At 44.0% G+C, this 18,960-nt stretch carries 33 protein-coding genes and 1 other annotated feature; of the genes, 28 read left to right on the top strand and 5 right to left on the bottom strand.

Annotated features, from left to right (window positions below; genetic code table 11):
• Window positions 1–81: 81 nt before the first annotated feature.
• The 28 genes from rplC to G414_RS0103670 all read left to right on the top strand — a co-directional run bounded on the left by rplC (window position 82) and on the right by G414_RS0103670 (window position 13,806).
• Window positions 82–708, top strand: a complete 627-nt coding sequence (gene rplC, locus G414_RS0103800) for a 50S ribosomal protein L3 (protein WP_022791536.1) — start codon at window positions 82–84, stop codon at window positions 706–708.
• Window positions 709–732: 24 nt separating this feature from the next.
• The gene (rplD, locus tag G414_RS0103795; RefSeq protein WP_022791535.1) at window positions 733–1,356 is read left to right on the top strand and encodes a 50S ribosomal protein L4; all 624 of its coding nucleotides are present in this window, start codon (window positions 733–735) and stop codon (window positions 1,354–1,356) included.
• On the top strand, window positions 1,356–1,643 hold the full coding sequence (gene rplW / locus G414_RS0103790; RefSeq protein ID WP_022791534.1) for a 50S ribosomal protein L23: 288 nt from the start codon (window positions 1,356–1,358) through the stop codon (window positions 1,641–1,643). Before rplD ends, rplW begins: the two co-directional genes overlap by 1 nt.
• 15 nt (window positions 1,644–1,658) lie before the next feature.
• Entirely contained in the window at window positions 1,659–2,492 is an 834-nt protein-coding gene (gene rplB / locus G414_RS0103785) for a 50S ribosomal protein L2 (RefSeq protein WP_022791533.1), read from the top strand.
• 57 nt (window positions 2,493–2,549) lie between these two features.
• Window positions 2,550–2,831, top strand: a complete 282-nt coding sequence (gene rpsS / locus G414_RS0103780; RefSeq protein ID WP_022791532.1) for a 30S ribosomal protein S19 — start codon at window positions 2,550–2,552, stop codon at window positions 2,829–2,831.
• Between the two features lie 14 nt (window positions 2,832–2,845).
• Window positions 2,846–3,193 carry a 50S ribosomal protein L22 gene (rplV, locus tag G414_RS0103775; protein ID WP_022791531.1) on the top strand — a complete coding sequence of 116 codons (348 nt, stop codon included), beginning with the start codon at window positions 2,846–2,848 and terminating at the stop codon, window positions 3,191–3,193.
• Window positions 3,194–3,206: 13 nt separating this feature from the next.
• Window positions 3,207–3,875 carry a 30S ribosomal protein S3 gene (gene rpsC, locus G414_RS0103770; protein WP_022791530.1) on the top strand — a complete coding sequence of 223 codons (669 nt, stop codon included), beginning with the start codon at window positions 3,207–3,209 and terminating at the stop codon, window positions 3,873–3,875.
• A gap of 1 nt (window position 3,876) precedes the next feature.
• Window positions 3,877–4,299, top strand: coding sequence for a 50S ribosomal protein L16 (rplP, locus tag G414_RS0103765; RefSeq protein ID WP_022791529.1), 423 nt, complete (start codon window positions 3,877–3,879; stop codon window positions 4,297–4,299).
• Complete coding sequence (gene rpmC, locus G414_RS0103760; RefSeq protein ID WP_022791528.1) at window positions 4,299–4,505, top strand: 50S ribosomal protein L29; 207 nt, start codon at window positions 4,299–4,301, stop codon at window positions 4,503–4,505. The genes rplP and rpmC overlap by 1 nt, the downstream gene beginning before the upstream one ends.
• Before the next feature lie 19 nt (window positions 4,506–4,524).
• On the top strand, window positions 4,525–4,791 hold the full coding sequence (gene rpsQ, locus G414_RS0103755; protein WP_022791527.1) for a 30S ribosomal protein S17: 267 nt from the start codon (window positions 4,525–4,527) through the stop codon (window positions 4,789–4,791).
• Between the two features lie 45 nt (window positions 4,792–4,836).
• The gene (gene rplN, locus G414_RS0103750; RefSeq protein ID WP_022791526.1) at window positions 4,837–5,205 is read left to right on the top strand and encodes a 50S ribosomal protein L14; all 369 of its coding nucleotides are present in this window, start codon (window positions 4,837–4,839) and stop codon (window positions 5,203–5,205) included.
• A 33-nt stretch (window positions 5,206–5,238) separates the two neighbouring features.
• Window positions 5,239–5,547, top strand: coding sequence for a 50S ribosomal protein L24 (gene rplX / locus G414_RS0103745; protein WP_022791525.1), 309 nt, complete (start codon window positions 5,239–5,241; stop codon window positions 5,545–5,547).
• Window positions 5,548–5,577: 30 nt separating this feature from the next.
• Window positions 5,578–6,120, top strand: coding sequence for a 50S ribosomal protein L5 (rplE, locus tag G414_RS0103740; RefSeq protein WP_022791524.1), 543 nt, complete (start codon window positions 5,578–5,580; stop codon window positions 6,118–6,120).
• A gap of 43 nt (window positions 6,121–6,163) precedes the next feature.
• Window positions 6,164–6,562, top strand: coding sequence for a 30S ribosomal protein S8 (gene rpsH, locus G414_RS0103735; protein WP_022791523.1), 399 nt, complete (start codon window positions 6,164–6,166; stop codon window positions 6,560–6,562).
• A gap of 32 nt (window positions 6,563–6,594) precedes the next feature.
• Complete coding sequence (gene rplF, locus G414_RS0103730) at window positions 6,595–7,131, top strand: 50S ribosomal protein L6 (RefSeq protein WP_022791522.1); 537 nt, start codon at window positions 6,595–6,597, stop codon at window positions 7,129–7,131.
• A gap of 91 nt (window positions 7,132–7,222) precedes the next feature.
• The gene (gene rplR / locus G414_RS0103725) at window positions 7,223–7,579 is read left to right on the top strand and encodes a 50S ribosomal protein L18 (protein WP_022791521.1); all 357 of its coding nucleotides are present in this window, start codon (window positions 7,223–7,225) and stop codon (window positions 7,577–7,579) included.
• Between the two features lie 18 nt (window positions 7,580–7,597).
• Window positions 7,598–8,101 carry a 30S ribosomal protein S5 gene (gene rpsE, locus G414_RS0103720; protein WP_022791520.1) on the top strand — a complete coding sequence of 168 codons (504 nt, stop codon included), beginning with the start codon at window positions 7,598–7,600 and terminating at the stop codon, window positions 8,099–8,101.
• A gap of 11 nt (window positions 8,102–8,112) precedes the next feature.
• Window positions 8,113–8,298, top strand: a complete 186-nt coding sequence (rpmD, locus tag G414_RS0103715) for a 50S ribosomal protein L30 (protein ID WP_022791519.1) — start codon at window positions 8,113–8,115, stop codon at window positions 8,296–8,298.
• A gap of 38 nt (window positions 8,299–8,336) precedes the next feature.
• Window positions 8,337–8,771 (top strand): 50S ribosomal protein L15, encoded by a 435-nt coding sequence (gene rplO / locus G414_RS0103710; protein ID WP_022791518.1) that lies wholly within the window; start codon window positions 8,337–8,339, stop codon window positions 8,769–8,771.
• The gene (gene secY, locus G414_RS0103705; RefSeq protein WP_022791517.1) at window positions 8,771–10,078 is read left to right on the top strand and encodes a preprotein translocase subunit SecY; all 1,308 of its coding nucleotides are present in this window, start codon (window positions 8,771–8,773) and stop codon (window positions 10,076–10,078) included. The genes rplO and secY overlap by 1 nt, the downstream gene beginning before the upstream one ends.
• Window positions 10,075–10,641, top strand: coding sequence for an adenylate kinase (locus G414_RS0103700; RefSeq protein ID WP_022791516.1), 567 nt, complete (start codon window positions 10,075–10,077; stop codon window positions 10,639–10,641). Before secY ends, G414_RS0103700 begins: the two co-directional genes overlap by 4 nt.
• An 89-nt stretch (window positions 10,642–10,730) precedes the next feature.
• A complete protein-coding gene (infA, locus tag G414_RS0103695; protein ID WP_022791515.1) occupies window positions 10,731–10,949 on the top strand; it encodes a translation initiation factor IF-1 in 219 nt (72 codons plus the stop codon).
• Between the two features lie 34 nt (window positions 10,950–10,983).
• On the top strand, window positions 10,984–11,103 hold the full coding sequence (gene rpmJ / locus G414_RS07570; protein ID WP_081634560.1) for a 50S ribosomal protein L36: 120 nt from the start codon (window positions 10,984–10,986) through the stop codon (window positions 11,101–11,103).
• A 43-nt stretch (window positions 11,104–11,146) separates the two neighbouring features.
• Complete coding sequence (gene rpsM, locus G414_RS0103690; protein ID WP_022791514.1) at window positions 11,147–11,512, top strand: 30S ribosomal protein S13; 366 nt, start codon at window positions 11,147–11,149, stop codon at window positions 11,510–11,512.
• A gap of 31 nt (window positions 11,513–11,543) precedes the next feature.
• Entirely contained in the window at window positions 11,544–11,930 is a 387-nt protein-coding gene (gene rpsK, locus G414_RS0103685; RefSeq protein WP_022791513.1) for a 30S ribosomal protein S11, read from the top strand.
• Between the two features lie 50 nt (window positions 11,931–11,980).
• Window positions 11,981–12,925: a DNA-directed RNA polymerase subunit alpha gene (locus tag G414_RS0103680; RefSeq protein WP_022791512.1), complete on the top strand. Its 945-nt coding sequence runs from the start codon at window positions 11,981–11,983 to the stop codon at window positions 12,923–12,925.
• Window positions 12,926–12,962: 37 nt separating this feature from the next.
• A complete protein-coding gene (gene rplQ / locus G414_RS0103675; RefSeq protein ID WP_022791511.1) occupies window positions 12,963–13,349 on the top strand; it encodes a 50S ribosomal protein L17 in 387 nt (128 codons plus the stop codon).
• 178 nt (window positions 13,350–13,527) lie between these two features.
• The gene (locus G414_RS0103670; RefSeq protein ID WP_022791510.1) at window positions 13,528–13,806 is read left to right on the top strand and encodes an acylphosphatase; all 279 of its coding nucleotides are present in this window, start codon (window positions 13,528–13,530) and stop codon (window positions 13,804–13,806) included.
• A 63-nt stretch (window positions 13,807–13,869) separates the two neighbouring features.
• On the opposite strand, the gene G414_RS0103665 is transcribed toward G414_RS0103670, so the two are convergent.
• The 5 genes from G414_RS0103665 to G414_RS0103645 all read right to left on the bottom strand — a co-directional run bounded on the left by G414_RS0103665 (window position 13,870) and on the right by G414_RS0103645 (window position 18,714).
• Window positions 13,870–14,568, bottom strand: a complete 699-nt coding sequence (locus tag G414_RS0103665) for a methionine ABC transporter permease (protein WP_022791509.1) — start codon at window positions 14,566–14,568, stop codon at window positions 13,870–13,872.
• The gene (locus G414_RS0103660) at window positions 14,561–15,616 is read right to left on the bottom strand and encodes a methionine ABC transporter ATP-binding protein (protein ID WP_022791508.1); all 1,056 of its coding nucleotides are present in this window, start codon (window positions 15,614–15,616) and stop codon (window positions 14,561–14,563) included. Before G414_RS0103660 ends, G414_RS0103665 begins: the two co-directional genes overlap by 8 nt.
• Before the next feature lie 66 nt (window positions 15,617–15,682).
• Complete coding sequence (locus tag G414_RS0103655; RefSeq protein ID WP_022791507.1) at window positions 15,683–16,516, bottom strand: MetQ/NlpA family ABC transporter substrate-binding protein; 834 nt, start codon at window positions 16,514–16,516, stop codon at window positions 15,683–15,685.
• Between the two features lie 70 nt (window positions 16,517–16,586).
• Window positions 16,587–16,854 (bottom strand) — a binding site (T-box leader).
• An 80-nt stretch (window positions 16,855–16,934) separates the two neighbouring features.
• Window positions 16,935–17,891, bottom strand: coding sequence for a phosphoglycerate dehydrogenase (locus G414_RS0103650; RefSeq protein ID WP_022791506.1), 957 nt, complete (start codon window positions 17,889–17,891; stop codon window positions 16,935–16,937).
• A 31-nt stretch (window positions 17,892–17,922) separates the two neighbouring features.
• Window positions 17,923–18,714: a glucose 1-dehydrogenase gene (locus tag G414_RS0103645; RefSeq protein ID WP_022791505.1), complete on the bottom strand. Its 792-nt coding sequence runs from the start codon at window positions 18,712–18,714 to the stop codon at window positions 17,923–17,925.
• Window positions 18,715–18,960: the final 246 nt, after the last annotated feature.

The following is an 18,960-nucleotide window of genomic DNA, read 5'->3' as shown; positions in this document are numbered from 1 at the left end:
AACACAAGCTATACTACTTGCCTGGTTAAGCATTTAACTGACCAAAGATAAACGATACTTATATAAATAAAGGAGATAGTCATGACTACTAAGGGTATCTTAGGCCGCAAAGTCGGCATGACTCAGGTATTTACTGAGAATGGTGAGCTAATCCCAGTTACTGTGATTGAAGCAACGCCAAATGCTGTCCTCCAAGTTAAGACTGTGGAGAATGACGGTTACAGCGCAATTCAATTAGGTTTCCAGGATAAGCGTGCTGTTAAGAGTAACAAATCTGAGCAAGGTCACGCCGCTAAGGCAAACACGACCCCTAAGCGCTACATTCGTGAGATCCGCGACGCGCAAGGAGATTATAAAGTTGGGGATGAGGTTAAGGTTGACATTTTCGCTGCTGGCGATGCTGTTGACGTAACTGGAATCACAAAGGGTCATGGTTACCAAGGTAACGTTAAGAAGGACGGTCAATCACGTGGACCAGAAACACACGGTTCTCGTTACCACCGTCGTCCAGGTTCTCTTGGAGCTGTTATCAATCGTGTGTTTAAGGGTAAGAAGTTGCCTGGACGCATGGGAAACAACAAGCGCACAATGCAAAACTTGCAAATTGTACGCGTTGATGTAGATAACAATGTGATCTTGGTCAAGGGTAATGTCCCTGGTGCTAATAAGTCACTTGTTACTATTAAAGACTCAGTTAAAGCTAAGTAATAAGTGCGAAAGGAGGAAATTAACATGACTAAGATTGCTTTGCATAAGCAAGATGGTTCACAGGCCGGCGAAGTTGAATTGAACGATGCAATTTTCGCTGTTGAGCCTAACAATAATGTCATTACTGATGCAGTTTTGATGCAACGTGCATCAATGCGTCAAGGTACTCATGCCGTTAAGAATCGTTCTGCGGTTTCTGGTGGTGGAAAGAAGCCTTGGCGTCAAAAGGGTACAGGTCGTGCCCGTCAAGGATCAATCCGTTCTCCACAGTGGCGTGGTGGTGGAATCGTCTTCGGACCTACCCCTCGTTCATACGCATACAAGATGCCAAAGAAGGCTTACCGGTTAGCATTGAAGTCAGCCTTATCACAAAAGGTGATGGACAATGATTTGGTCTTGGTTGACGTATTAACTTTTGATGCTCCAAAGACTAAGGACTTCAAGGCTACTTTGGAAAATCTAAATGCAAACGGAAAGACATTAGTAGTCTTGGACGATGACAACACCAACGCAGCATTGGCAGCACGTAACTTAGAAAACGTTACTGTCATGACTGCTAAGGGTGTTAATGTCCTAGACGTTGTCAACAACGATAAGTTGGTTGTCGTACAATCAGCTTTGGCACAAGTTGAGGAGGTTTTGGCATAATGGACGCACGTGATATTATTTTGCGCCCGGTCATCACTGAGCAAACGATGGGCGACTTAGATGATAAGCGCTACACGTTTGAAGTTGATGTTCGCGCTACAAAGCCACAAATCAAACGCGCTGTTGAAGAAATTTTTGATGTTCAAGTTGAAAAGATTAACACAGCTAACGTTCGTGGTAAGTTGAAGCGTCAGGGACGCTTTGTTGGGTATACTAAGAAGAGTAAGAAGGCAATTGTTAAGTTGTCTGCTGCTTCAAAGGACATTCAGTTGTTCAACGAAAACTAATAGGAGGAACTAAGCGTGGCTATTAAGTATTATAAGCCAACCTCTAATGGTCGTCGTAACATGAGTGGTTCAGACTTTTCTGAAATCACCAAGACGACACCAGAAAAGAGCTTGGTTGAATCAAAGTCAAACACTGGTGCACGTAACAACTACGGTCATATGACAGTTCGTCATCGTGGTGGTGGTCACAAGCGCCAATACCGTATCATCGACTTCAAGCGGACAAAGGATGATGTTCCAGCAAAGGTTGTTGCGATCGAATACGATCCAAACCGGACTGCTAACATTGCTTTGTTGCAATACACTGATGGTACTAAGGCCTACATCTTAGCCCCTAAGGGATTGGAAGTTGGCACACAAGTCGTATCAGGACCAGAAGCTGATATTAAGGTCGGAAATGCAATGCCATTGGCTAACATTCCTGATGGAACGCAAGTTCACAATATCGAATTGAAGCCAGGCAAGGGTGGTCAATTGGCCCGTTCTGCTGGTGCTTCAGCCCAAGTTTTGGGTAAGGAAGGTAAGTATGTCCTAGTTCGCCTACAATCTGGCGAAGTTCGGATGATCTTAGCTGCCTGCCGTGCAACCATTGGTGTTGTTGGAAATGAACAACATTCATTGATTAGCTGGGGTAAGGCTGGTCGTAGTCGTTGGAAGGGTCAACGTCCACACGTTCGTGGTTCTGTTATGAACCCTAACGATCACCCACATGGTGGTGGTGAAGGAAAGGCCCCAATCGGTCGTCCATCTCCATTGTCTCCATGGGGTAAGAAAACTGCCGGTAAGAAGACACGTAACCAAAAGGCCCGCTCAACAAAGTTTATCGTGCGCGGTCGTAAGGGTAAGTAAGCTTAGTACTAATCAGAGTATTAAACTAATTATAAGCAATCGAGAGGAGGACTCAGAATGGGTCGCAGCCTGAAAAAGGGACCATTTGCTGACGCCAGCTTGTTGAAGAAGGTTGAAGAAGCCAACGCTTCAGATAAGCATGCTGTTATCAAGACATGGTCACGTCGTTCAACAATTTTTCCTAGTTTTATCGGATTAACTTTTGCTGTTTATGATGGACGAAAGCACGTTCCAGTTTTGATTCAAGAAGACATGGTTGGTCACAAGTTAGGTGAATTTGTTCCTACTCGTACCTTCCACGGTCATGGATCAGACGATAAGAAGACGGTTCGTAAGTAAAGGAGGACAATACAATGGCTGAACAAATCACGTCAGCACGCGCCACTGCGAAAATCGTTCGTGTCGCTCCACGTAAGGTCCGCCTTGTGCTTGACCAGGTACGTGGAAAGTCAGTAGATGAAGCATTTGCAATTTTGCAATTCTTGCCTAATCATTCAGCTACTGATGTTTACAAGGTGTTGAACTCAGCAGTTGCTAATGCTGAGAATAATTTCTCACTAGATCGCGAAGATTTGGTAGTTGCCGAAGCCTACGCAAACGAAGGACCAACGCTTAAGCGTTTCCGTCCACGTGCTAAGGGTTCTGCATCACCAATCAATAAGCGGACAAGCCACATTACTATTGTGGTAAAAGAAAAGTAAGGAGGATTGAGTCATGGGTCAAAAAATTAACCCAACCGGTTTCCGGGTCGGTGTCATTCACGACTGGGATTCTAAGTGGTACGCAGACAAGAAGAAGTACGCAGACAACTTGCTCGAAGACTTGAAGTTGCGTGAATACATTGAGACTAAGTTGGCTGATGCTTCAGTTTCACAAATTGAAATTGAACGTACTGCTAACCGTGTGAACATCTCAATCCACACTGCAAAGCCAGGTATGGTTATTGGTAAGGGTGGATCAGAAGTTGACGCATTGCGTAACCAACTTTCAAAGATGGTTGCCAAGGGTGAGCGTGTTCACATTAACATCGTTGAGATTAAGAAGCCTGATTTGGACGCTAACTTAGTTGGTGCTCAAATTGCTGGTGACTTGGAGCGTCGTGTGGCCTTCCGTCGTGCAATGCGCGGTGCCATTCAACGTGCCATGCGTGCCGGTGCTAAGGGTATCAAGGTGCAAGTTTCAGGTCGTTTGAACGGTGCTGATATTGCGCGTGTTGAACAATATACTGAGGGTACGGTGCCTTTGCACACTTTGCGTGCAGACATCGACTACTCATGGAACGAAGCTAAGACAACTTACGGTAACTTGGGTGTAAAGACTTGGATTTACCGTGGTGATGTTTTACCAGAGAAGAAGTCAGATAAGAAGCAAGGAGGCGAGTAACATGCTAGTACCAAAGCGTGTCAAGTACCGTCGTCCACACCGTGGTCACATGCGTGGCGAAGCTAAGGGTGGCCGTCAGGTAGCGTTTGGTGAATATGGTTTACAAGCAATCGATTCACATTGGATCACAAATCGTCAAATTGAAGCCGCTCGTATTGCCATTACTCGTAAGATGAAGCGTGGTGGCCAAGTGTGGATTAAGATTTTCCCACAGTTGTCATACACATCTAAGGGTGTTGGTGTCCGTATGGGTAACGGAAAAGGTACTCCAGAAGGATGGGTAGCACCAGTTAAGCGTGGAACTGTGATGTTCGAAGTTGCCGGTGTTCCAGAAGATGTAGCCCGCGAAGCCTTGCGTCTTGCAGCTAGCAAGCTGCCTGTCCGGGCTAAGATCGTGACTCGCCAGCAAACGGAGGGTGAATAATGAAGATCAAAGATTTACAAAATGAAATCAAGGGTCTCAGCCATGCTGAATTGGTTGCCAAGGAAAAGAGCTACAAGGAAGAGTTGTTTAACCTACGCTTCCAATTAGCTACGGGTCAACTTGAGAACACGGCTCGGTTGTCAGAAGTACGTAAGCAAATTGCACGTATCAAGACGGCCATTCGTCAAGCAGAATTAAACAAGTAGACTAGGAGAGGAGACCGGTATGACTGAAGATCGTAACGCACGTAAGGTTTACCAAGGCCGCGTGGTTTCAGATAAGATGGACAAGACAATTACTGTTGCCATCGAAACTTATAAGAACCACCCAGTTTATGGTAAGCGTGTTAAATACACGAAGAAGTTTAAGGCTCACGATGAGAACAACGAAGCTAAGACAGGTGACATCGTACGCATCATGGAGACGCGTCCAACGTCAGCTACAAAGCGCTTCCGTTTGGTAGACATCGTCGAGAAGGCTGTTATTATCTAATCGTTAATCTCGAATCTTACCAAGTAACGGAAGGAGGACAAAAACGTGATTCAACAAGAGAGTCGTTTAAAGGTTGCGGACAATTCTGGTGCGCGCGAAATCTTGACCATCAAAGTTTTGGGTGGTTCAGGACGTAAGTTTGCTGGTATCGGTGACGTCATTGTCGCAACTGTTAAGCAAGCTATTCCTGGTGGTACTGTGAAGAAGGGTGACGTTGTTAAGGCTGTTATCGTTCGGACTGTTTCAAGTAGTCACCGTGCTGATGGTTCATACATTAAGTTCGATGAGAACGCTGCAGTTATCGTCAAAGATGACAAGAGCCCTGTGGGCACTCGTATCTTCGGACCAGTTGCTCGTGAACTACGTGACAATGATTTCATGAAGATTGTTTCATTGGCACCTGAAGTTTTGTAAAAGACCATCATTAAATCAAGGAGGAAGCCTCGCATGTTTGTAAAGACAGGTGACAAGGTGGTTGTGATCGCCGGTAAAGACAAGGGCAAGAAGGGCGAAGTTATCAAGACGTTAGCTAGCCAAGATCGTGTCGTTGTCGAAGGTGTTAACATGATGAAAAAACACCAAAAAGCCAACAACCAATACCCACAAGGTGGAATTATCGAGCAACCTGCTCCAATCCACGTTTCAAACGTACAATTGCTTGACCCTTCTACTGATGAACCAACCAAGGTTGGTTACAAGGTTGAAGATGGTAAGAAAGTACGCTTTGCAAAGAAGTCTGGAAAGACTTTAGCATAAATTTTTAGGTGAAAGGAGGAAATCATTATCATGGCAAATCCCTTAAAGGAAAAGTACGTCAATGAGGTAACCCCTGCGTTGATGGAAAAGTTTGATTACTCATCAATCATGCAAGCACCAAAGATCGATAAGATCGTGTTGAACATGGGTGTTGGTGACGCTGTTTCAAACTCAAAGAACTTGGACGAAGCTGTTGCTGAACTTGAGTTAATTGCTGGTCAAAAGCCAGTTATTACACGTGCTAAGAAGTCAATCGCTGGCTTCCGGCTACGTGAAGGAATGGCAATCGGTACAAAGGTTACTTTGCGTGGTGAGCGTATGTATGACTTTTTGGATAAGTTAGTCAACATTTCATTGCCACGTGTTCGTGACTTCCGTGGAGTTTCACCAAAGGCCTTTGACGGTCGTGGAAACTACACGTTGGGAATTCGGGAACAACTTATTTTCCCAGAAATTGATTACGATAACGTTAACCGGGTTCGCGGTTTGGATGTCGTGATCGTCACGACAGCTAACACTGATGAAGAGGGTCGTGAATTGCTTGCTCAAATGGGCATGCCTTTTGCTAAGTAATCAAAAACTGATTTTCAGGAATAAAAAATAGGAGGCAACATCAATGTCAATGACTGACCCAATTGCAGACTTTTTGACGCGGATTCGTAACGCCAACATGGTGCGTCACGATTCTGTCGAAGTACCTGCATCTAAGATCAAGATGGACATCGCCGAGATTTTAAAGAACGAAGGCTTTGTTCGTGACGTTGAATACATTGAAGATGACAAGCAAGGTGTCATCCGTGTTTTCCTTAAGTATGGTGCTGACAAGGAACGTGCTATCTCTGGTTTGAAGCGTATTTCAAAGCCAGGTTTGCGTTCATATGTTAAGTCAGATGCTGTGCCAGAGGTCTTGAACGGATTAGGTATCGCTATCATCTCAACTTCTGAAGGTGTTATCACCGATAAAGAAGCGCGCGCCAAGAAAATTGGTGGCGAAGTATTAGCTTACGTCTGGTAATAAAAATTCTATAAAAAGGAGGTGTCTATCTCATGAGTCGTATCGGAAACAAAGAGTTGACTTTGCCTGAAGGCGTTGAGATCTCTGTTGATGGTAACCACGTTACTGTTAAGGGACCTAAGGGTGAACTTTCACGTGAAATTTCTAGTGAAATCGAAATGGTTGTTGATGGTAACACTGTTTCATTTAACCGTTCTTCAGATGACGGTCGTACTAAGGCACTTCACGGAACTACTCGCGCCAATGTTGCAAACATGGTTGAGGGTGTTACAGAGGGCTTCAAGAAGACTTTGAAGTTGGTTGGTGTTGGATACCGTGCAGCAAAGCAAGGTAGTGATCTTGTTTTGAACGTTGGTTACTCACACCCCGTTACCTTTGCTGATCGTGAAGGATTGACTGTTGAAGTTCCTGACTCTTTGACAGTGGTTGTTGGTGGAAATGACAAGCAACGAGTTGGCGATTTTGCCGCTGAAATTCGTGCCGTTCGGTCACCAGAACCATATAAGGGTAAGGGAATTCGCTACGAGAACGAACACGTTGCACGTAAGGAAGGTAAGACTGGTAAGTAATTTAAACCGAGTGTTTAACTGGAGCAGGCAACGTCTCCAGATTTACTTATTTAGTATATCTTTCAAATAAGAAAAAAAGAGGTTACGAACAATGATTACGAAGTCAGACAAGAACAAGGTGCGCCAACACCGGCACACACGCGTTCGTGGTAAGATTTCTGGTACTGCGAAGCGCCCACGCTTGAACGTTTACCGTTCTAACAAGAACATCTACGCGCAATTAATTGATGACGTAGCGGGTGTGACGCTTGCTAGTGCCTCAACTTTGGATGCATCAATTGCTGATGCACCAAAAACTGAACAAGCTGCTCAAGTTGGTGCATTGATTGCCAAGAATGGTCAAGCTGCTGGAATCGAAGAAGTTGTCTTTGATCGTGGTGGTTATTTGTACCATGGCCGGGTTCGTGCATTGGCTGAAGCTGCTCGCGAAGCTGGTTTGAAGTTCTAAGGGAAGGAGGAAATTAAAATGGCTAATATTGATCCAAACACACTTGGAGAATTAGAAGAAAACGTTGTGGCCATCAACCGTGTTACCAAGGTTGTTAAAGGTGGACGTCGTTTGCGTTTCGCCGCTTTGGTAGTTGTTGGTGACCGCAATGGGCATGTTGGTTTCGGTACTGGAAAGGCACAAGAAGTGCCTGAAGCTATCCGGAAGGCTGTCGAAGATGCAAAGCGTAATATCATTTCTGTTCCTACAGTTGGAACTACCCTCCCTCATGATACAGTAGGTGTCTACGGTGGTGGACGCGTCTTGTTGAAGCCAGCCCTTGAAGGTGCTGGTGTGGCCGCTGGTGGTGCTACGCGTGCCATCTTGGAATTGGCTGGGATTGCCGATGTGACTGCTAAGTCACTTGGTTCATCAACACCAATCAACGTTGTTCGCGCAACTTTTGCTGCTATTCAATCATTGAAGAGCGCAGATGAAGTTGCAGATACGCGTCAGGTCTCACTCGAGCACTTGGCAGATTAAGGAGGCAGAAAATGACCGATCAAGTAAAGGTTACACTTGTTAAAAGTGCTGCTCACCGTAAGCCAAATCAGCGTGCGATCGTAAAGTCACTTGGTTTAAACAAGGTGAACTCTTCAGTCGTATTGCCTGACAACGCAGCAACGCGTGGTGCACTGTTTAAGATTGCTCATTTGATTACGGTAGAAGTAGTTAAATAAGTCAATAACTAGAATGCTTAAAAGGAGGTAGAACCCTAATGAAGCTTAATGAACTCCAAACTTCTGCAGGTTCACGTAAGGTCCGCAATCGTGTGGGTCGTGGTGAATCATCCGGAAATGGTAAAACTGCAGGACGTGGTCAAAAGGGTCAAAAAGCACGTGGTAAGGTACGGATGGGCTTTGAAGGTGGTCAAATGCCACTCTTCCGTCGTAAGCCAAAGCGTGGCTTTACTAACATCAGCCGTAAGGAATACGCTGTTGTTAACCTAACTGCATTGAACCAATTTGATAACGGCACTGAAGTAACGCCTGACTTGCTAAAGTCAGCCGGTGTTATCAAGAAAACTTTGAGCGGCGTTAAGATTTTGGCTGATGGACAATTAGACAAGTCATTAACTGTTAAAGCAGATAAGTTCTCAGCTAAAGCTGTTGCAGCGATCGAAGCTGCTGGTGGTAAGACTGAGGTGATTTAATGCTAAAAACCGTGCTCAACTCTCTAAAAGAAAAAGACATTCGTAAAAAGTTGTTTTTTACTTTGTGGATTTTAGTTGTTTACAGAATAGGTGCGTTTATTACAATTCCTGGAGTTAATCCAGCCGCACTTAGTGACGTTGCAAATTCTGGGCTCGGCAGCATTTTGAATATGTTTAGCGGTGGTGGTTTAACGAATTATTCATTGTTCGCAATGGGCGTATCACCATACGTTACTGCGCAAATCGTGGTACAGCTCCTGCAAATGGATATTGTGCCACGATTTGTTGAATGGTCAAAACAAGGGGAAGTTGGTCGACGCAAGTTAAACCAGGTGACCCGTTACCTAACGATTGTTTTGGCTTTTGTTCAGTCAATTGGTATTACTGCAGGATTTAATCAATTAAGCCAGGTCGATTTGGTGACCACACCAAATATCCAAACATATCTGCTAATTGGCTTTATTTTGACAGCTGGATCGATGTTTGCGGTCTGGTTGGGTGATATGATTACTGAACGTGGGTTAGGTCAAGGTGTCTCAATGTTGATCTTTGCTGGTATTATTTCACAAGCGCCAGCTGAACTATATCAACCAATTAAAGAACACATTCTCGTTGATCCTAGTCAAGCGCGTGGCTGGGCCTTCGTCTTGGGCTTATTGATTATCTTAATCATCGTGATTGGCTTCGTTACTTGGGTTAACCAAGCCATTCGTAAAATTCCAATGCAATATACCCGTCAATCAAAGGGTTCTGGTAGCACATCCTACCTACCTTTGAAGGTCAATGTTGCAGGTGTGATTCCGGTTATCTTCGCCTCATCGTTGATGGTGACGCCGCAAACAATTTTACAATTGTTTGCTGGTAAATTTGGAGATACTGGTTGGTATAATACGTTAATGCAGTTTCTTAACATGCAAACAATGCAAGGTGGTATAGTTTATACACTATTAATTGTCCTCTTTACTTTCTTCTATGCCTTTGTTCAGGTTAATCCGGAGAAGGTGGCAGAGAACTTGCAAAAGCAGGGTAGTTATATTGTAGGCGTACGGCCAGGGAAAGCGACTGAACGGTGGTTGTCTTCCTTATTGATGCGTTTGTCTGTTGTTGGGGCACTGTTCTTGGGATTTGTCGCATTGGCTCCCATCCTAGCCACATTTTACCTTGGGTTGAGTAGCAATCTTGCTATGTCAGGTACGTCTGTCCTCATTGTTATTGGGGTAACGATTGATTTGATTAAGCAACTCGAAGGATTAGTAATGAAGCGGCAGTATGTTGGTTTTATTCAAGAAGGAGTCAAAACAAAATGAGCAAGAATATCATATTGCTGGGATTACCCGGCGTTGGTAAAGGTACTCAGGCTGCAAAGATCGTTGAGACTTATGACTTACCCCACATCAGTACCGGGGACATGTTCCGTGAGGCCATGGCCAATGAGACTGAATTAGGTTTACAGGCGAAGTCTTATATGGACGCTGGTAACTTAGTACCTGATGAGGTAACAAACGGCATTGTTGAAGAACGTCTAGCACAACCTGATACGCAGCAAGGCTTTATTTTAGATGGATTCCCACGAAATATTGCACAAGCACAAGCATTGGAAGCAATGTTAGCTAAGCATGCACGGTCAATTGATGCAGTGCTATACTTTACTGCTGATAACGATGTTCTTGTTAAGCGGATGCTTGCACGGGGACGGGCAGACGACACTCCTGAAGTTATTCAGAATCGTCTCGATGTCAATGGTAAGTTAACAGAGCCGATTGCAGAGTTTTATGCCAACAAGAATGTGTTGCATAAAATTGATGGGGCACGTGCCCTTGACGATGTATTCGCTGATGTAAAAAAGGTATTAGATAGCTTGGACGCGTAATCTGTTAGGCAAAGATATTGAAAAAGTCTGATATCTTGTGTTATAATAACTTGTTACGTTCTCCAATGTCACACTAAGGAGGCAGCAACGTGGCCAAAGATGTTATTGAAATTTCGGGCATTGTTAAAGAAACATTGCCAAATGCCATGTTTACCGTTGAATTGGAAAACGGGGCGTCAATTCTAGCGCACGTCTCAGGAAAGATTCGGAAGAACTTTATCCGGATTTTACCTGGGGATCGCGTGACGGTAGAAATGTCACCATATGATTTGACGAAGGGCCGTATTACATACCGCTATATTAAGTAGTCAAGCATCAAAAATCCAAGGGGAGGTAAATATCATGAAGGTTCGTCCATCTGTAAAGCGTATGTGCGACAGTTGTAAGATTGTCAAGCGTAACGGTCGTGTTATGGTGATTTGCTCAGCAAACCCAAAGCACAAGCAGCGTCAAGGTAAGTAATTATTCTTGACACACAAATTTTAGAAATAAGGAGGTAATCGTAATGGCTCGTATTGCTGGTGTTGACTTGCCTCGCGACAAGCGTGTCGTGATCGCATTAACATATATATATGGAATCGGTAACGCAACGGCGCAAAAGATTTTGAAGGAAGCAAATGTTTCCGAAGATGTCCGTGTTCGTGACTTGACCCCTGACCAAGAAGATGCCATCCGTGCTGTTGTTGACAGCATGAAGGTGGAAGGTGACTTGCGTCGTGAGATCTCAATGAACATTAAAGCCTTGCAAGAAATTTCATCATACCGTGGTATCCGTCATCGTAAGGGCTTGCCTGTTCGTGGACAACACACGAAGAACAATGCTCGTACACGAAAGGGCCCAGCTGTTGCAATTGCAGGTAAGAAAAAGTAATTAATTTTTAAGGAAAGGAGATTACTTCAATATGGCAGGTCGTACTAATCGTAAGCGTCGTGTAAAGAAGAATATTGAGTCGGGTGTTGCACACATCCACGCAACATTCAACAACACTATCGTGATGATCACTGACGTTCAAGGTAACGCCGTAGCGTGGTCATCAGCTGGTGCTCTTGGCTTCAAGGGTAGCCGTAAGTCAACTCCATTCGCCGCTCAAATGGCTGCAGAAGCAGCTGCAAAGAACGCAATGGAAGATGGCATGAAGACTGTTGCAGTAACTGTTAAGGGACCTGGTTCAGGTCGTGAGGCAGCTATTCGTGCGTTAGCCGCTGCTGGTTTGGAAGTAACATCAATTACTGATGTTACTCCTGTGCCACACAACGGTTCACGTCCACCAAAGCGTCGTCGTGTCTAATTGTTATTGCAACTAGTTCACACAATGCTTTGAAAGGGGTAACAAACAGTATGCTTGAATTCGAAAACCCAAAGATTACACTGGTTGAAGAGGATAGTAATTACGGTAAGTTTGTGGTTGAACCGCTTGAACGTGGTTACGGAACTACTTTGGGTAACTCCCTACGCCGTGTATTGTTGTCTTCATTGCCAGGTGCGGCAATTAACTCAGTACAAATTGATGGCGTTTTGCATGAATTTTCAACGGTCGAAGGAGTTGTTGAAGATGTCACGCAAATCATCTTGAACCTGAAAAAGGTTTCAATGCGTATCGACAGTGATGAAGAGAAAACGCTCGAAGTTAACGTAAATGGTCCAGCTACTGTGACTGCCGGTGATATTACTGGTGATGCTGATGTTGAAATCTTAAACGAAGATTTGCCCATCGCAACGGTTGCAGCTGGGGCAACGTTACATATGACAATGACTGCAGTTAGTGGTCGTGGTTATGTATCAGGCGACCAGAATAAGGAATTGCATGATGAAATGCCAATTGGTGTTCTAGCAATTGATTCAATCTTTACCCCAATCGAACGCGTAAATTATCAAGTTGAGGAAACGCGTGTTGGTCAACGTAATGACTTTGATAAGTTAACATTGGACATTTGGACTGACGGTTCATTAACAGCAACTGAGGCGATCTCATTAGCTGCACGAATCCTTTCAGATCATTTGAAGCCATTTGTTGAATTATCTGAGCGTGCTGTGGACACACAAGTTATGTTAGACAAGGAAGAACCAACAGCAAGTAAGCATGCTGAAGTGCCAATTGAAGAATTGGACTTGTCTGTTCGGTCTTATAATTGTCTAAAGCGGGCCGGTATTAACACAATTCAAGAGTTGACAGATCGCACTGAAACTCAAATGATGGGTGTTCGTAACTTGGGTCGCAAATCACTTGACGAAATCCAGGATAAGCTGGCAGTGCTCGGTTTAGGGTTCCGCAAGGAAGATTAGATTAAAGATAGAATTCCAAGAAAAGGAGGAGACACTCATGGGATACCGTAAGTTGGGACGCAATAGCGCACAACGTAAGGCGATGTTACGTGACTTGACAACTGCTTTGTTGATCAATGGTAGCATTCAAACAACTGAGGCACGGGCGAAGGAAGTTCGTCGGACTGCTGAAAAGATGATCACTTTGGGTAAGCGTGGTGACTTGGCTTCACGTCGTAAGGCCGCTGCTTTCCTACGTAATGTTGTTGCAGATGTTGACGTTACCGAGGATGATAACGTTAAGATTCAAAGTGCATTACAACACTTGTTTGACGATGTTGCACCTCGTTTTGAAGGTCGTGCCGGAGGATACACTCGTATCTTAAAGACTGACCAACGTCGTGGTGACGCTGCACAAATGGTTATTTTGGAATTGGTTGACTAAGACCAGGGTAACGCTTGTAGTTAAATAAACTATCGAATCTCTCATGTTTTGGGGTATAAACCGTTACGATGATGGCAATGAGCCAAGTCTAGGTTGAATGGCTTTTGTCGCACCCCTTAGCGTGTGAGGTTTTTTTGTGGTTTGAGGTAGACCCGACATAAGCTGTGAAGGGAAGGTTATGATGCAACGAACAGTGGAAATACGTGTAAACGGTCATGTACAGGGTGTAGGTTTTCGATATGCAACGAAAATGATTGCTGATAGATTAAGTCTAGTTGGTGAAGTTTATAACGCTGTTGATGGTTCTGTTCATATTATAGCCAGTGGGCCGGCTAATATAATTGCTGAGTTTATTAAGCAAGTACAAAGCTCACCCAGCCCTTATGGACGGGTCGATGAGCTAACGGTAGAGAACTTAAGTCATCCACTCTCAAATACAACTTTTAGCATTAAATAAAAAACGATAACATGTAGCCGGACTTTAGTAGGCTACATGTTATCGTTTTTTTTAAAGGTGTGTTTAGCTTCCGTGGTGTTGATGGCGAGCTAGGAAATCACCAACAAATTGAATAATTAAAATAAAGAGCAAGACTAGGATAGTGGCTAACCACATGACATCTGGTTGGAAGCGTTGGTAACCGGTTACGATAGCGGTGGTACCTAGTCCACCGGCACCAATGGCACCAGCCATTGCAGTTAAACCAACCAAACTAATTAAGGTGACAGTAGAAACACGAATTAATTCTGAATGCCCTTCGCGCAGATAAACTTCGCGAATAATGTCTGTATTAGATGCACCAAAGGATCGGGCAGCTTCAACCTTTCCGGGCGCCACATCTAAGAGAGCCACCTGAACTTGACGTGCAAAAAAAGGGAAGACACCTAGTGACAGGGGAACTAAGGCAGCGGTAGCACCAATGGTTGTACCTACTAAGACCTGGGTCACTGGTGAAATAATAACCACCATGATAATAAAGGGAATCGCACGGCCAATGGAAATAACCTTATCAAAGATTTGATAGGCTAGGGGGTGTGGACTAATGCCATCATCAGCAGTTAAGACAATGCCAATCCCAAAGGCAAGTCCAAGTAGGCCGCCAATTAAAGCCGCACCAAAGGTCATGTATAGAGTTTGAAAGATAGCAGTTCCCCAACCACCATCGCCAGTCCAACCCAAGGCATATATATTTGGGAAATGAACTTGAATCCAGTTAAGCATTAGTAGCACCTCCAAGCGTTAGAAAGGTTGTCTTTACAGAATGGTCGTTCAAACTATCAACGACAGTTTGAATGGCGGCTGGCTTACCCTTGAAGACGGCAATGCAAAGGCCGACGGGAGTATTAGCCAAAATTTCCATGTTGGAATACAAGAGATTAATAGAGACACCAAAGTCGGCATAGATTTTTGAGAGTAGGGGCTGCGCTGTATTAGCACCTACATATTGTACCTGTACTAATTTCTCATCGGCTGCTAATGGTTGCTCAGCCAGGAGGGTTTGTACATTGACTAGGGCTTCATCAAGATTAGTGGCGGTGTTAATAAAGTCACGGGTGAGTTGCTTTTGTGGTTGGGTGAAGATATCTAGCAAACTACCGCGCTCAATAATGGAACCGGCTTCCATAACGGCCACCTTATTGGCGATGGCTTTAACAGCTTGCATTTCATGCGTAATGAGCACAATGGTTAAACCAAGTTCAGCATTCAACTTTTTCAGTAAGGCTAAAATTTGGTTGGTTGTGCGAGGATCTAAGGCTGAAGTTGCCTCATCCGATAGTAGAATTTGCGGGTCGTTAGCTAGCGCCCTGGCAATGGCCACCCGTTGCTTTTGACCGCCAGAGAGTTGAGCCGGATAATTAGTGGCGCGGTCTTTTAAACCTACAAGGTCTAGGAGATGGTTAACCTTCGCTGTCAAAGCACTTGTCGTAAGATCAGCATGTTGTAAAGGTAAGGCTACGTTACCGAAAACGGTTAACTCATCCATTAAGTTAAAGTGTTGGAAAATCATACCGATTTTCTTCCGCTCGGTCCGTAATTCAGTTTCTGATAGTGAAAGCATATTGGTACCGTTAACAGTTACACTTCCTGAACTGGGCTTTTGTAAAAGATTAATTGTCCGTACAAGCGTTGACTTACCTGCTCCTGAATAACCGACGATGCCATAAATATCGCCTTGTTCAACTTTAAGTGAGGCATTGTTGACCGCTGTAATCGTCTTGTCCTTTTGTTTGAACGTAACATTAATGTTTTTTAAATCAATTACTGGCATTGAAATTCTCCTTGTAATGCGTCAAATCATAACGCTGTTAAGCAGATGACTAGCAGGGCTAGATCATTACTTTAATTTGAGATTCCAGGCAGGTATTTCAGCTTCACCCCAGTGTTGCTTGAGCACCTGTTCTGTTTTCTTCGTTTGATAAGCCTTTACCACCTGTTGGTAGGCCTTAGTTTTGGCCTTTGACTTTTTAGCGGCAATGACGTTAATCCATGGTGCCGCCTTCTTATTAAGGGGCTCAACATAAATTGCTGAGTCTAAGGGAATTTTAGCTTCTTGAGCATAGTTAGTATTAACAACCGCGGCATCAACACTACCTGACTTAAGAGCCGATGCTGCTTGGTCGGCCGCAACTTCCTTGATTTTCAAGGCCTTTTTATTTGCCTTAATATCTTTGGTCGTTGGTAGTTTAGATGATTTAAGATCGATTAAGCCGGCAGACTCAAGCAGGATGAGGGATCGTCCTTCATTGGTTGGATCATTTGGAATGGCAATGGTATCACCCTTCTTTAAGCTCTTAACACTCTTATAATCAGGAGCATAAAGACGAATTGGCGTAATAAAGGTCTTACCGATGGCTTTGACTTGGTTATGATTATGTTGATTCCAATTGTCTAGAAAGTAAACGTGTTGGAAGGCATTGAGATCAATTGAACCATCAGCAACGGCCTGGTTAGGTTGGTTATAGTCAGTAAAGGTCTTGGTTTTCACGGTAATGCCATATTTTTGCTTGGCTGTTTTAGCGACTTCCTTCCATATTGCTTGGTCACTTGTACCAACAATCCCGACAGTAACAGTTTTATCATCGCTGTGACCAATGTTAGGAACGACCGTGGCAACGGCAACAACCCCGGCGACAAGAGCAAGTGTAGTAATCAGTGTTTTCTTTTTCATAGTATAAACTCCTTTAATGTTAGCGAATAAAAAACCCGTTCCTACTAACCAGCATTTTAGATGCCGGTTAAATAGAAACGGGTTGTCCGTGGTACCATTCTACTTCGTCTAAGTAATCACTTACTTAGACCTTACAACGAGCAGGCAGGGAGCGAAATGATGCTGTGCCGATTCGTGTGTCTTGATAACGGTGACCACCCCGTCGTTAACTCACAGACTTGCTGCTCATTAACGCCAATCACAGGCCATTTTCAAATTAGTCCTTGTGAACAACTCTCACCAGCCGTTGTCTCTCTAAACACAGTCCTCAATTCTACTTTCCTGCTCAACTTGTTTAATCTCTATCATATTCCTTGTCGAGAATGTTAAGTGATATTAACTAGATTGTCAACCCTAAACATGAAATTTCTAAAAAGGGTTAATCAAGGGGTGTTGCAATGGGGTGATTGATTGGCCAGTTTGGTTGCTGACCGGATAGCACTTGAACGACATCCTTAGCAGCATCGACAGCCATGCAATCCATACACTCTTTACTATTCGAAGCGATGTGAGGTGTTAGGAGAACATTATCCAAGCGGTAGAGGGGACTAGTTAGTGGAAGCGGTTCCTGGTCAAAAACGTCTAAGGCTGCGCCAGCAATGGTTTTATCTTGCAGTGCTTGAACGAGGTCAAGTTGATTAATCAAAGCGCCTCTAGCCATGTTAATTAAAACCGCAGAAGATTTCATTTGCTTGAATACTGCGGCATTAATACTATGCCGGGTCTGGCTATTTACCGGCATATGTAAACTTAAAATATCAGCTTCATGTAGTAGTTCTGACCGACTAACTGCTGTTCCATATTCTGGATGGGTTAAGTTTGGTGAGTAAATCTTAATCTGCATGTCCAGCATACTAGCCTTTTTAGCTAGTCGTTGACCAATTCGACCATAGCCCATGATGCCAAGCGTTTTTCCGGCCAGGTCAAAGCCAAGGTGGTCTTGTTTATAGGTGAAATCGCCTTGTCGCATGGCCATAGAATTAGCTGTCAGCTTTTTTGAAAGGTCTAATATTTCTGCCAGGGTCGTTTCCGCTACCGTATCAGCATTGGCATCGGCGGTAATGGTCACCCAAATGCCTAAGGCGGCTAGCGCCTTTGGATCCAGATTATCATAGCCAACACCATGCCGAGCGACAATTTTTAGTTCGGGTAATTGCTTGGCAACGGCGGTTGGAAAAGGATCAGTCATTAAAATCAAACCTTCAGCCGCTTTACCTTTGGCGAGGATTATGTCAGCACTGGTCTTAGGAACTTCAATCAGACGATAACCGTGTTGAACTAAGTAGTCTTTGCCGGCATTTGCTAAATTAACTGGAACAATAACTTTTTGTGTCATGAGTGACCTCCTAAAAAAATCTTATGCATGTTTAACGGAGTAGATAACCACCATCAACCGGGATGACAGCACCTGTAATGTAGTTAGCAGCTGAGCTAGCTAAGAAAACAATAACGCCCATCAATTCAGTCGGGTCCCCCCAATGCTGGGCAGGAATGTGGGCTAGAATTTCTTGATTGCGTTTGGGATCGGCTTGTAAACTAGCGGTCATCGGCGTATCAATATAACCGGGAGCTAAGGCATTTACTTGAATGTTATCAGGAGCTAGTGCATCAGCATAGGCCTTAGTTAAGCCCACAATGGCGTGTTTGCTGGCAGTATAAGGGGAGATAAACTTACCGGCACGAAAGGACTGCATTGATCCAATATTAATGATTTTGCCGGCATGTTGGGGGGCCATTACCTTAGCAACTGACTGCGAGAGTCGATAGACAGCCGTTAAATTAATCTGGATAATAGCATCCCAGTCTGTTTCTGGAAAATCGATCCAGGAGTGGCGTCGTTGCAAACCAGCGTTATTAACCAAGATATCAATTTGGCCAAAATTAGCTAAAGCTGTTTGCACAATAGTAGTTGGAGCTAAGTCAGCTGTGAGGTCCTGTTTTAGGAAAGCAACTTGACCATCGACGGCTTGAGCAAATTCTTTAACAGTTGGCCAAGCTTCTGCTTTGCGACTAACGACGAGAACTTTGGCTCCAGATAATAAAAGGGCTTTTGTATAATAAAAACCTAAGCCACTGGCACCACCAGTTACAATGGCAACTTTGCCATCGAGTCGAAAATTTGTATTAGTAAAAGCCGTTTGCTGATGAGTGCTTGTCATGATGAAAACTCCTTTAACTTAAAAAGTTGAATGTGAAGCTACGAAGGGGATAGGTAAACGCTTACCTTATTTGAATTCACGGCCCAGCATAGTCTCCTTAGTTGTGAAAGTCAATGAAGCGCTTACAAATAAATTGATTGTTCTATCCGCTGGGTTGATAAGGTAAGGAGATAAGGGACTAGCGAAGCAAAAGAAGTATGGTAAAATTAGACTGTTTAGATAAAAACAGTTAGGTCTAGTACTGAT

The organism is Weissella halotolerans DSM 20190, from assembly GCF_000420365.1.
GTDB lineage: Bacteria > Bacillota > Bacilli > Lactobacillales > Lactobacillaceae > Weissella > Weissella halotolerans.
The sequence above is the reverse complement of the archived record's forward strand: the minus strand, read 5'-3'. Positions and strand labels throughout refer to the sequence as shown.

What these genes read in the sequence shown, in the direction of transcription:
- rplC (WP_022791536.1), top strand. Translation starts at nt 82, where the DNA reads ATGACTACTAAGGGTATCTTAGGCCGCAAAGTCGGCATGACTCAGGTA.
- rplD (WP_022791535.1), top strand. Translation starts at nt 733, where the DNA reads ATGACTAAGATTGCTTTGCATAAGCAAGATGGTTCACAGGCCGGCGAA.
- rplW (WP_022791534.1), top strand. Translation starts at nt 1,356, where the DNA reads ATGGACGCACGTGATATTATTTTGCGCCCGGTCATCACTGAGCAAACG.
- rpsS (WP_022791532.1), top strand. Translation starts at nt 2,550, where the DNA reads ATGGGTCGCAGCCTGAAAAAGGGACCATTTGCTGACGCCAGCTTGTTG.
- rplV (WP_022791531.1), top strand. Translation starts at nt 2,846, where the DNA reads ATGGCTGAACAAATCACGTCAGCACGCGCCACTGCGAAAATCGTTCGT.
- rpsC (WP_022791530.1), top strand. Translation starts at nt 3,207, where the DNA reads ATGGGTCAAAAAATTAACCCAACCGGTTTCCGGGTCGGTGTCATTCAC.
- rplP (WP_022791529.1), top strand. Translation starts at nt 3,877, where the DNA reads ATGCTAGTACCAAAGCGTGTCAAGTACCGTCGTCCACACCGTGGTCAC.
- rpmC (WP_022791528.1), top strand. Translation starts at nt 4,299, where the DNA reads ATGAAGATCAAAGATTTACAAAATGAAATCAAGGGTCTCAGCCATGCT.
- rpsQ (WP_022791527.1), top strand. Translation starts at nt 4,525, where the DNA reads ATGACTGAAGATCGTAACGCACGTAAGGTTTACCAAGGCCGCGTGGTT.
- rplX (WP_022791525.1), top strand. Translation starts at nt 5,239, where the DNA reads ATGTTTGTAAAGACAGGTGACAAGGTGGTTGTGATCGCCGGTAAAGAC.
- rplE (WP_022791524.1), top strand. Translation starts at nt 5,578, where the DNA reads ATGGCAAATCCCTTAAAGGAAAAGTACGTCAATGAGGTAACCCCTGCG.
- rpsH (WP_022791523.1), top strand. Translation starts at nt 6,164, where the DNA reads ATGTCAATGACTGACCCAATTGCAGACTTTTTGACGCGGATTCGTAAC.
- rplF (WP_022791522.1), top strand. Translation starts at nt 6,595, where the DNA reads ATGAGTCGTATCGGAAACAAAGAGTTGACTTTGCCTGAAGGCGTTGAG.
- rplR (WP_022791521.1), top strand. Translation starts at nt 7,223, where the DNA reads ATGATTACGAAGTCAGACAAGAACAAGGTGCGCCAACACCGGCACACA.
- rpsE (WP_022791520.1), top strand. Translation starts at nt 7,598, where the DNA reads ATGGCTAATATTGATCCAAACACACTTGGAGAATTAGAAGAAAACGTT.
- rpmD (WP_022791519.1), top strand. Translation starts at nt 8,113, where the DNA reads ATGACCGATCAAGTAAAGGTTACACTTGTTAAAAGTGCTGCTCACCGT.
- rplO (WP_022791518.1), top strand. Translation starts at nt 8,337, where the DNA reads ATGAAGCTTAATGAACTCCAAACTTCTGCAGGTTCACGTAAGGTCCGC.
- secY (WP_022791517.1), top strand. Translation starts at nt 8,771, where the DNA reads ATGCTAAAAACCGTGCTCAACTCTCTAAAAGAAAAAGACATTCGTAAA.
- G414_RS0103700 (WP_022791516.1), top strand. Translation starts at nt 10,075, where the DNA reads ATGAGCAAGAATATCATATTGCTGGGATTACCCGGCGTTGGTAAAGGT.
- rpmJ (WP_081634560.1), top strand. Translation starts at nt 10,984, where the DNA reads ATGAAGGTTCGTCCATCTGTAAAGCGTATGTGCGACAGTTGTAAGATT.
- rpsM (WP_022791514.1), top strand. Translation starts at nt 11,147, where the DNA reads ATGGCTCGTATTGCTGGTGTTGACTTGCCTCGCGACAAGCGTGTCGTG.
- rpsK (WP_022791513.1), top strand. Translation starts at nt 11,544, where the DNA reads ATGGCAGGTCGTACTAATCGTAAGCGTCGTGTAAAGAAGAATATTGAG.
- G414_RS0103680 (WP_022791512.1), top strand. Translation starts at nt 11,981, where the DNA reads ATGCTTGAATTCGAAAACCCAAAGATTACACTGGTTGAAGAGGATAGT.
- rplQ (WP_022791511.1), top strand. Translation starts at nt 12,963, where the DNA reads ATGGGATACCGTAAGTTGGGACGCAATAGCGCACAACGTAAGGCGATG.
- G414_RS0103670 (WP_022791510.1), top strand. Translation starts at nt 13,528, where the DNA reads ATGATGCAACGAACAGTGGAAATACGTGTAAACGGTCATGTACAGGGT.
- G414_RS0103665 (WP_022791509.1), bottom strand. Translation starts at nt 14,568, where the DNA reads ATGCTTAACTGGATTCAAGTTCATTTCCCAAATATATATGCCTTGGGT.
- G414_RS0103660 (WP_022791508.1), bottom strand. Translation starts at nt 15,616, where the DNA reads ATGCCAGTAATTGATTTAAAAAACATTAATGTTACGTTCAAACAAAAG.
- G414_RS0103655 (WP_022791507.1), bottom strand. Translation starts at nt 16,516, where the DNA reads ATGAAAAAGAAAACACTGATTACTACACTTGCTCTTGTCGCCGGGGTT.
- G414_RS0103650 (WP_022791506.1), bottom strand. Translation starts at nt 17,891, where the DNA reads ATGACACAAAAAGTTATTGTTCCAGTTAATTTAGCAAATGCCGGCAAA.
- G414_RS0103645 (WP_022791505.1), bottom strand. Translation starts at nt 18,714, where the DNA reads ATGACAAGCACTCATCAGCAAACGGCTTTTACTAATACAAATTTTCGA.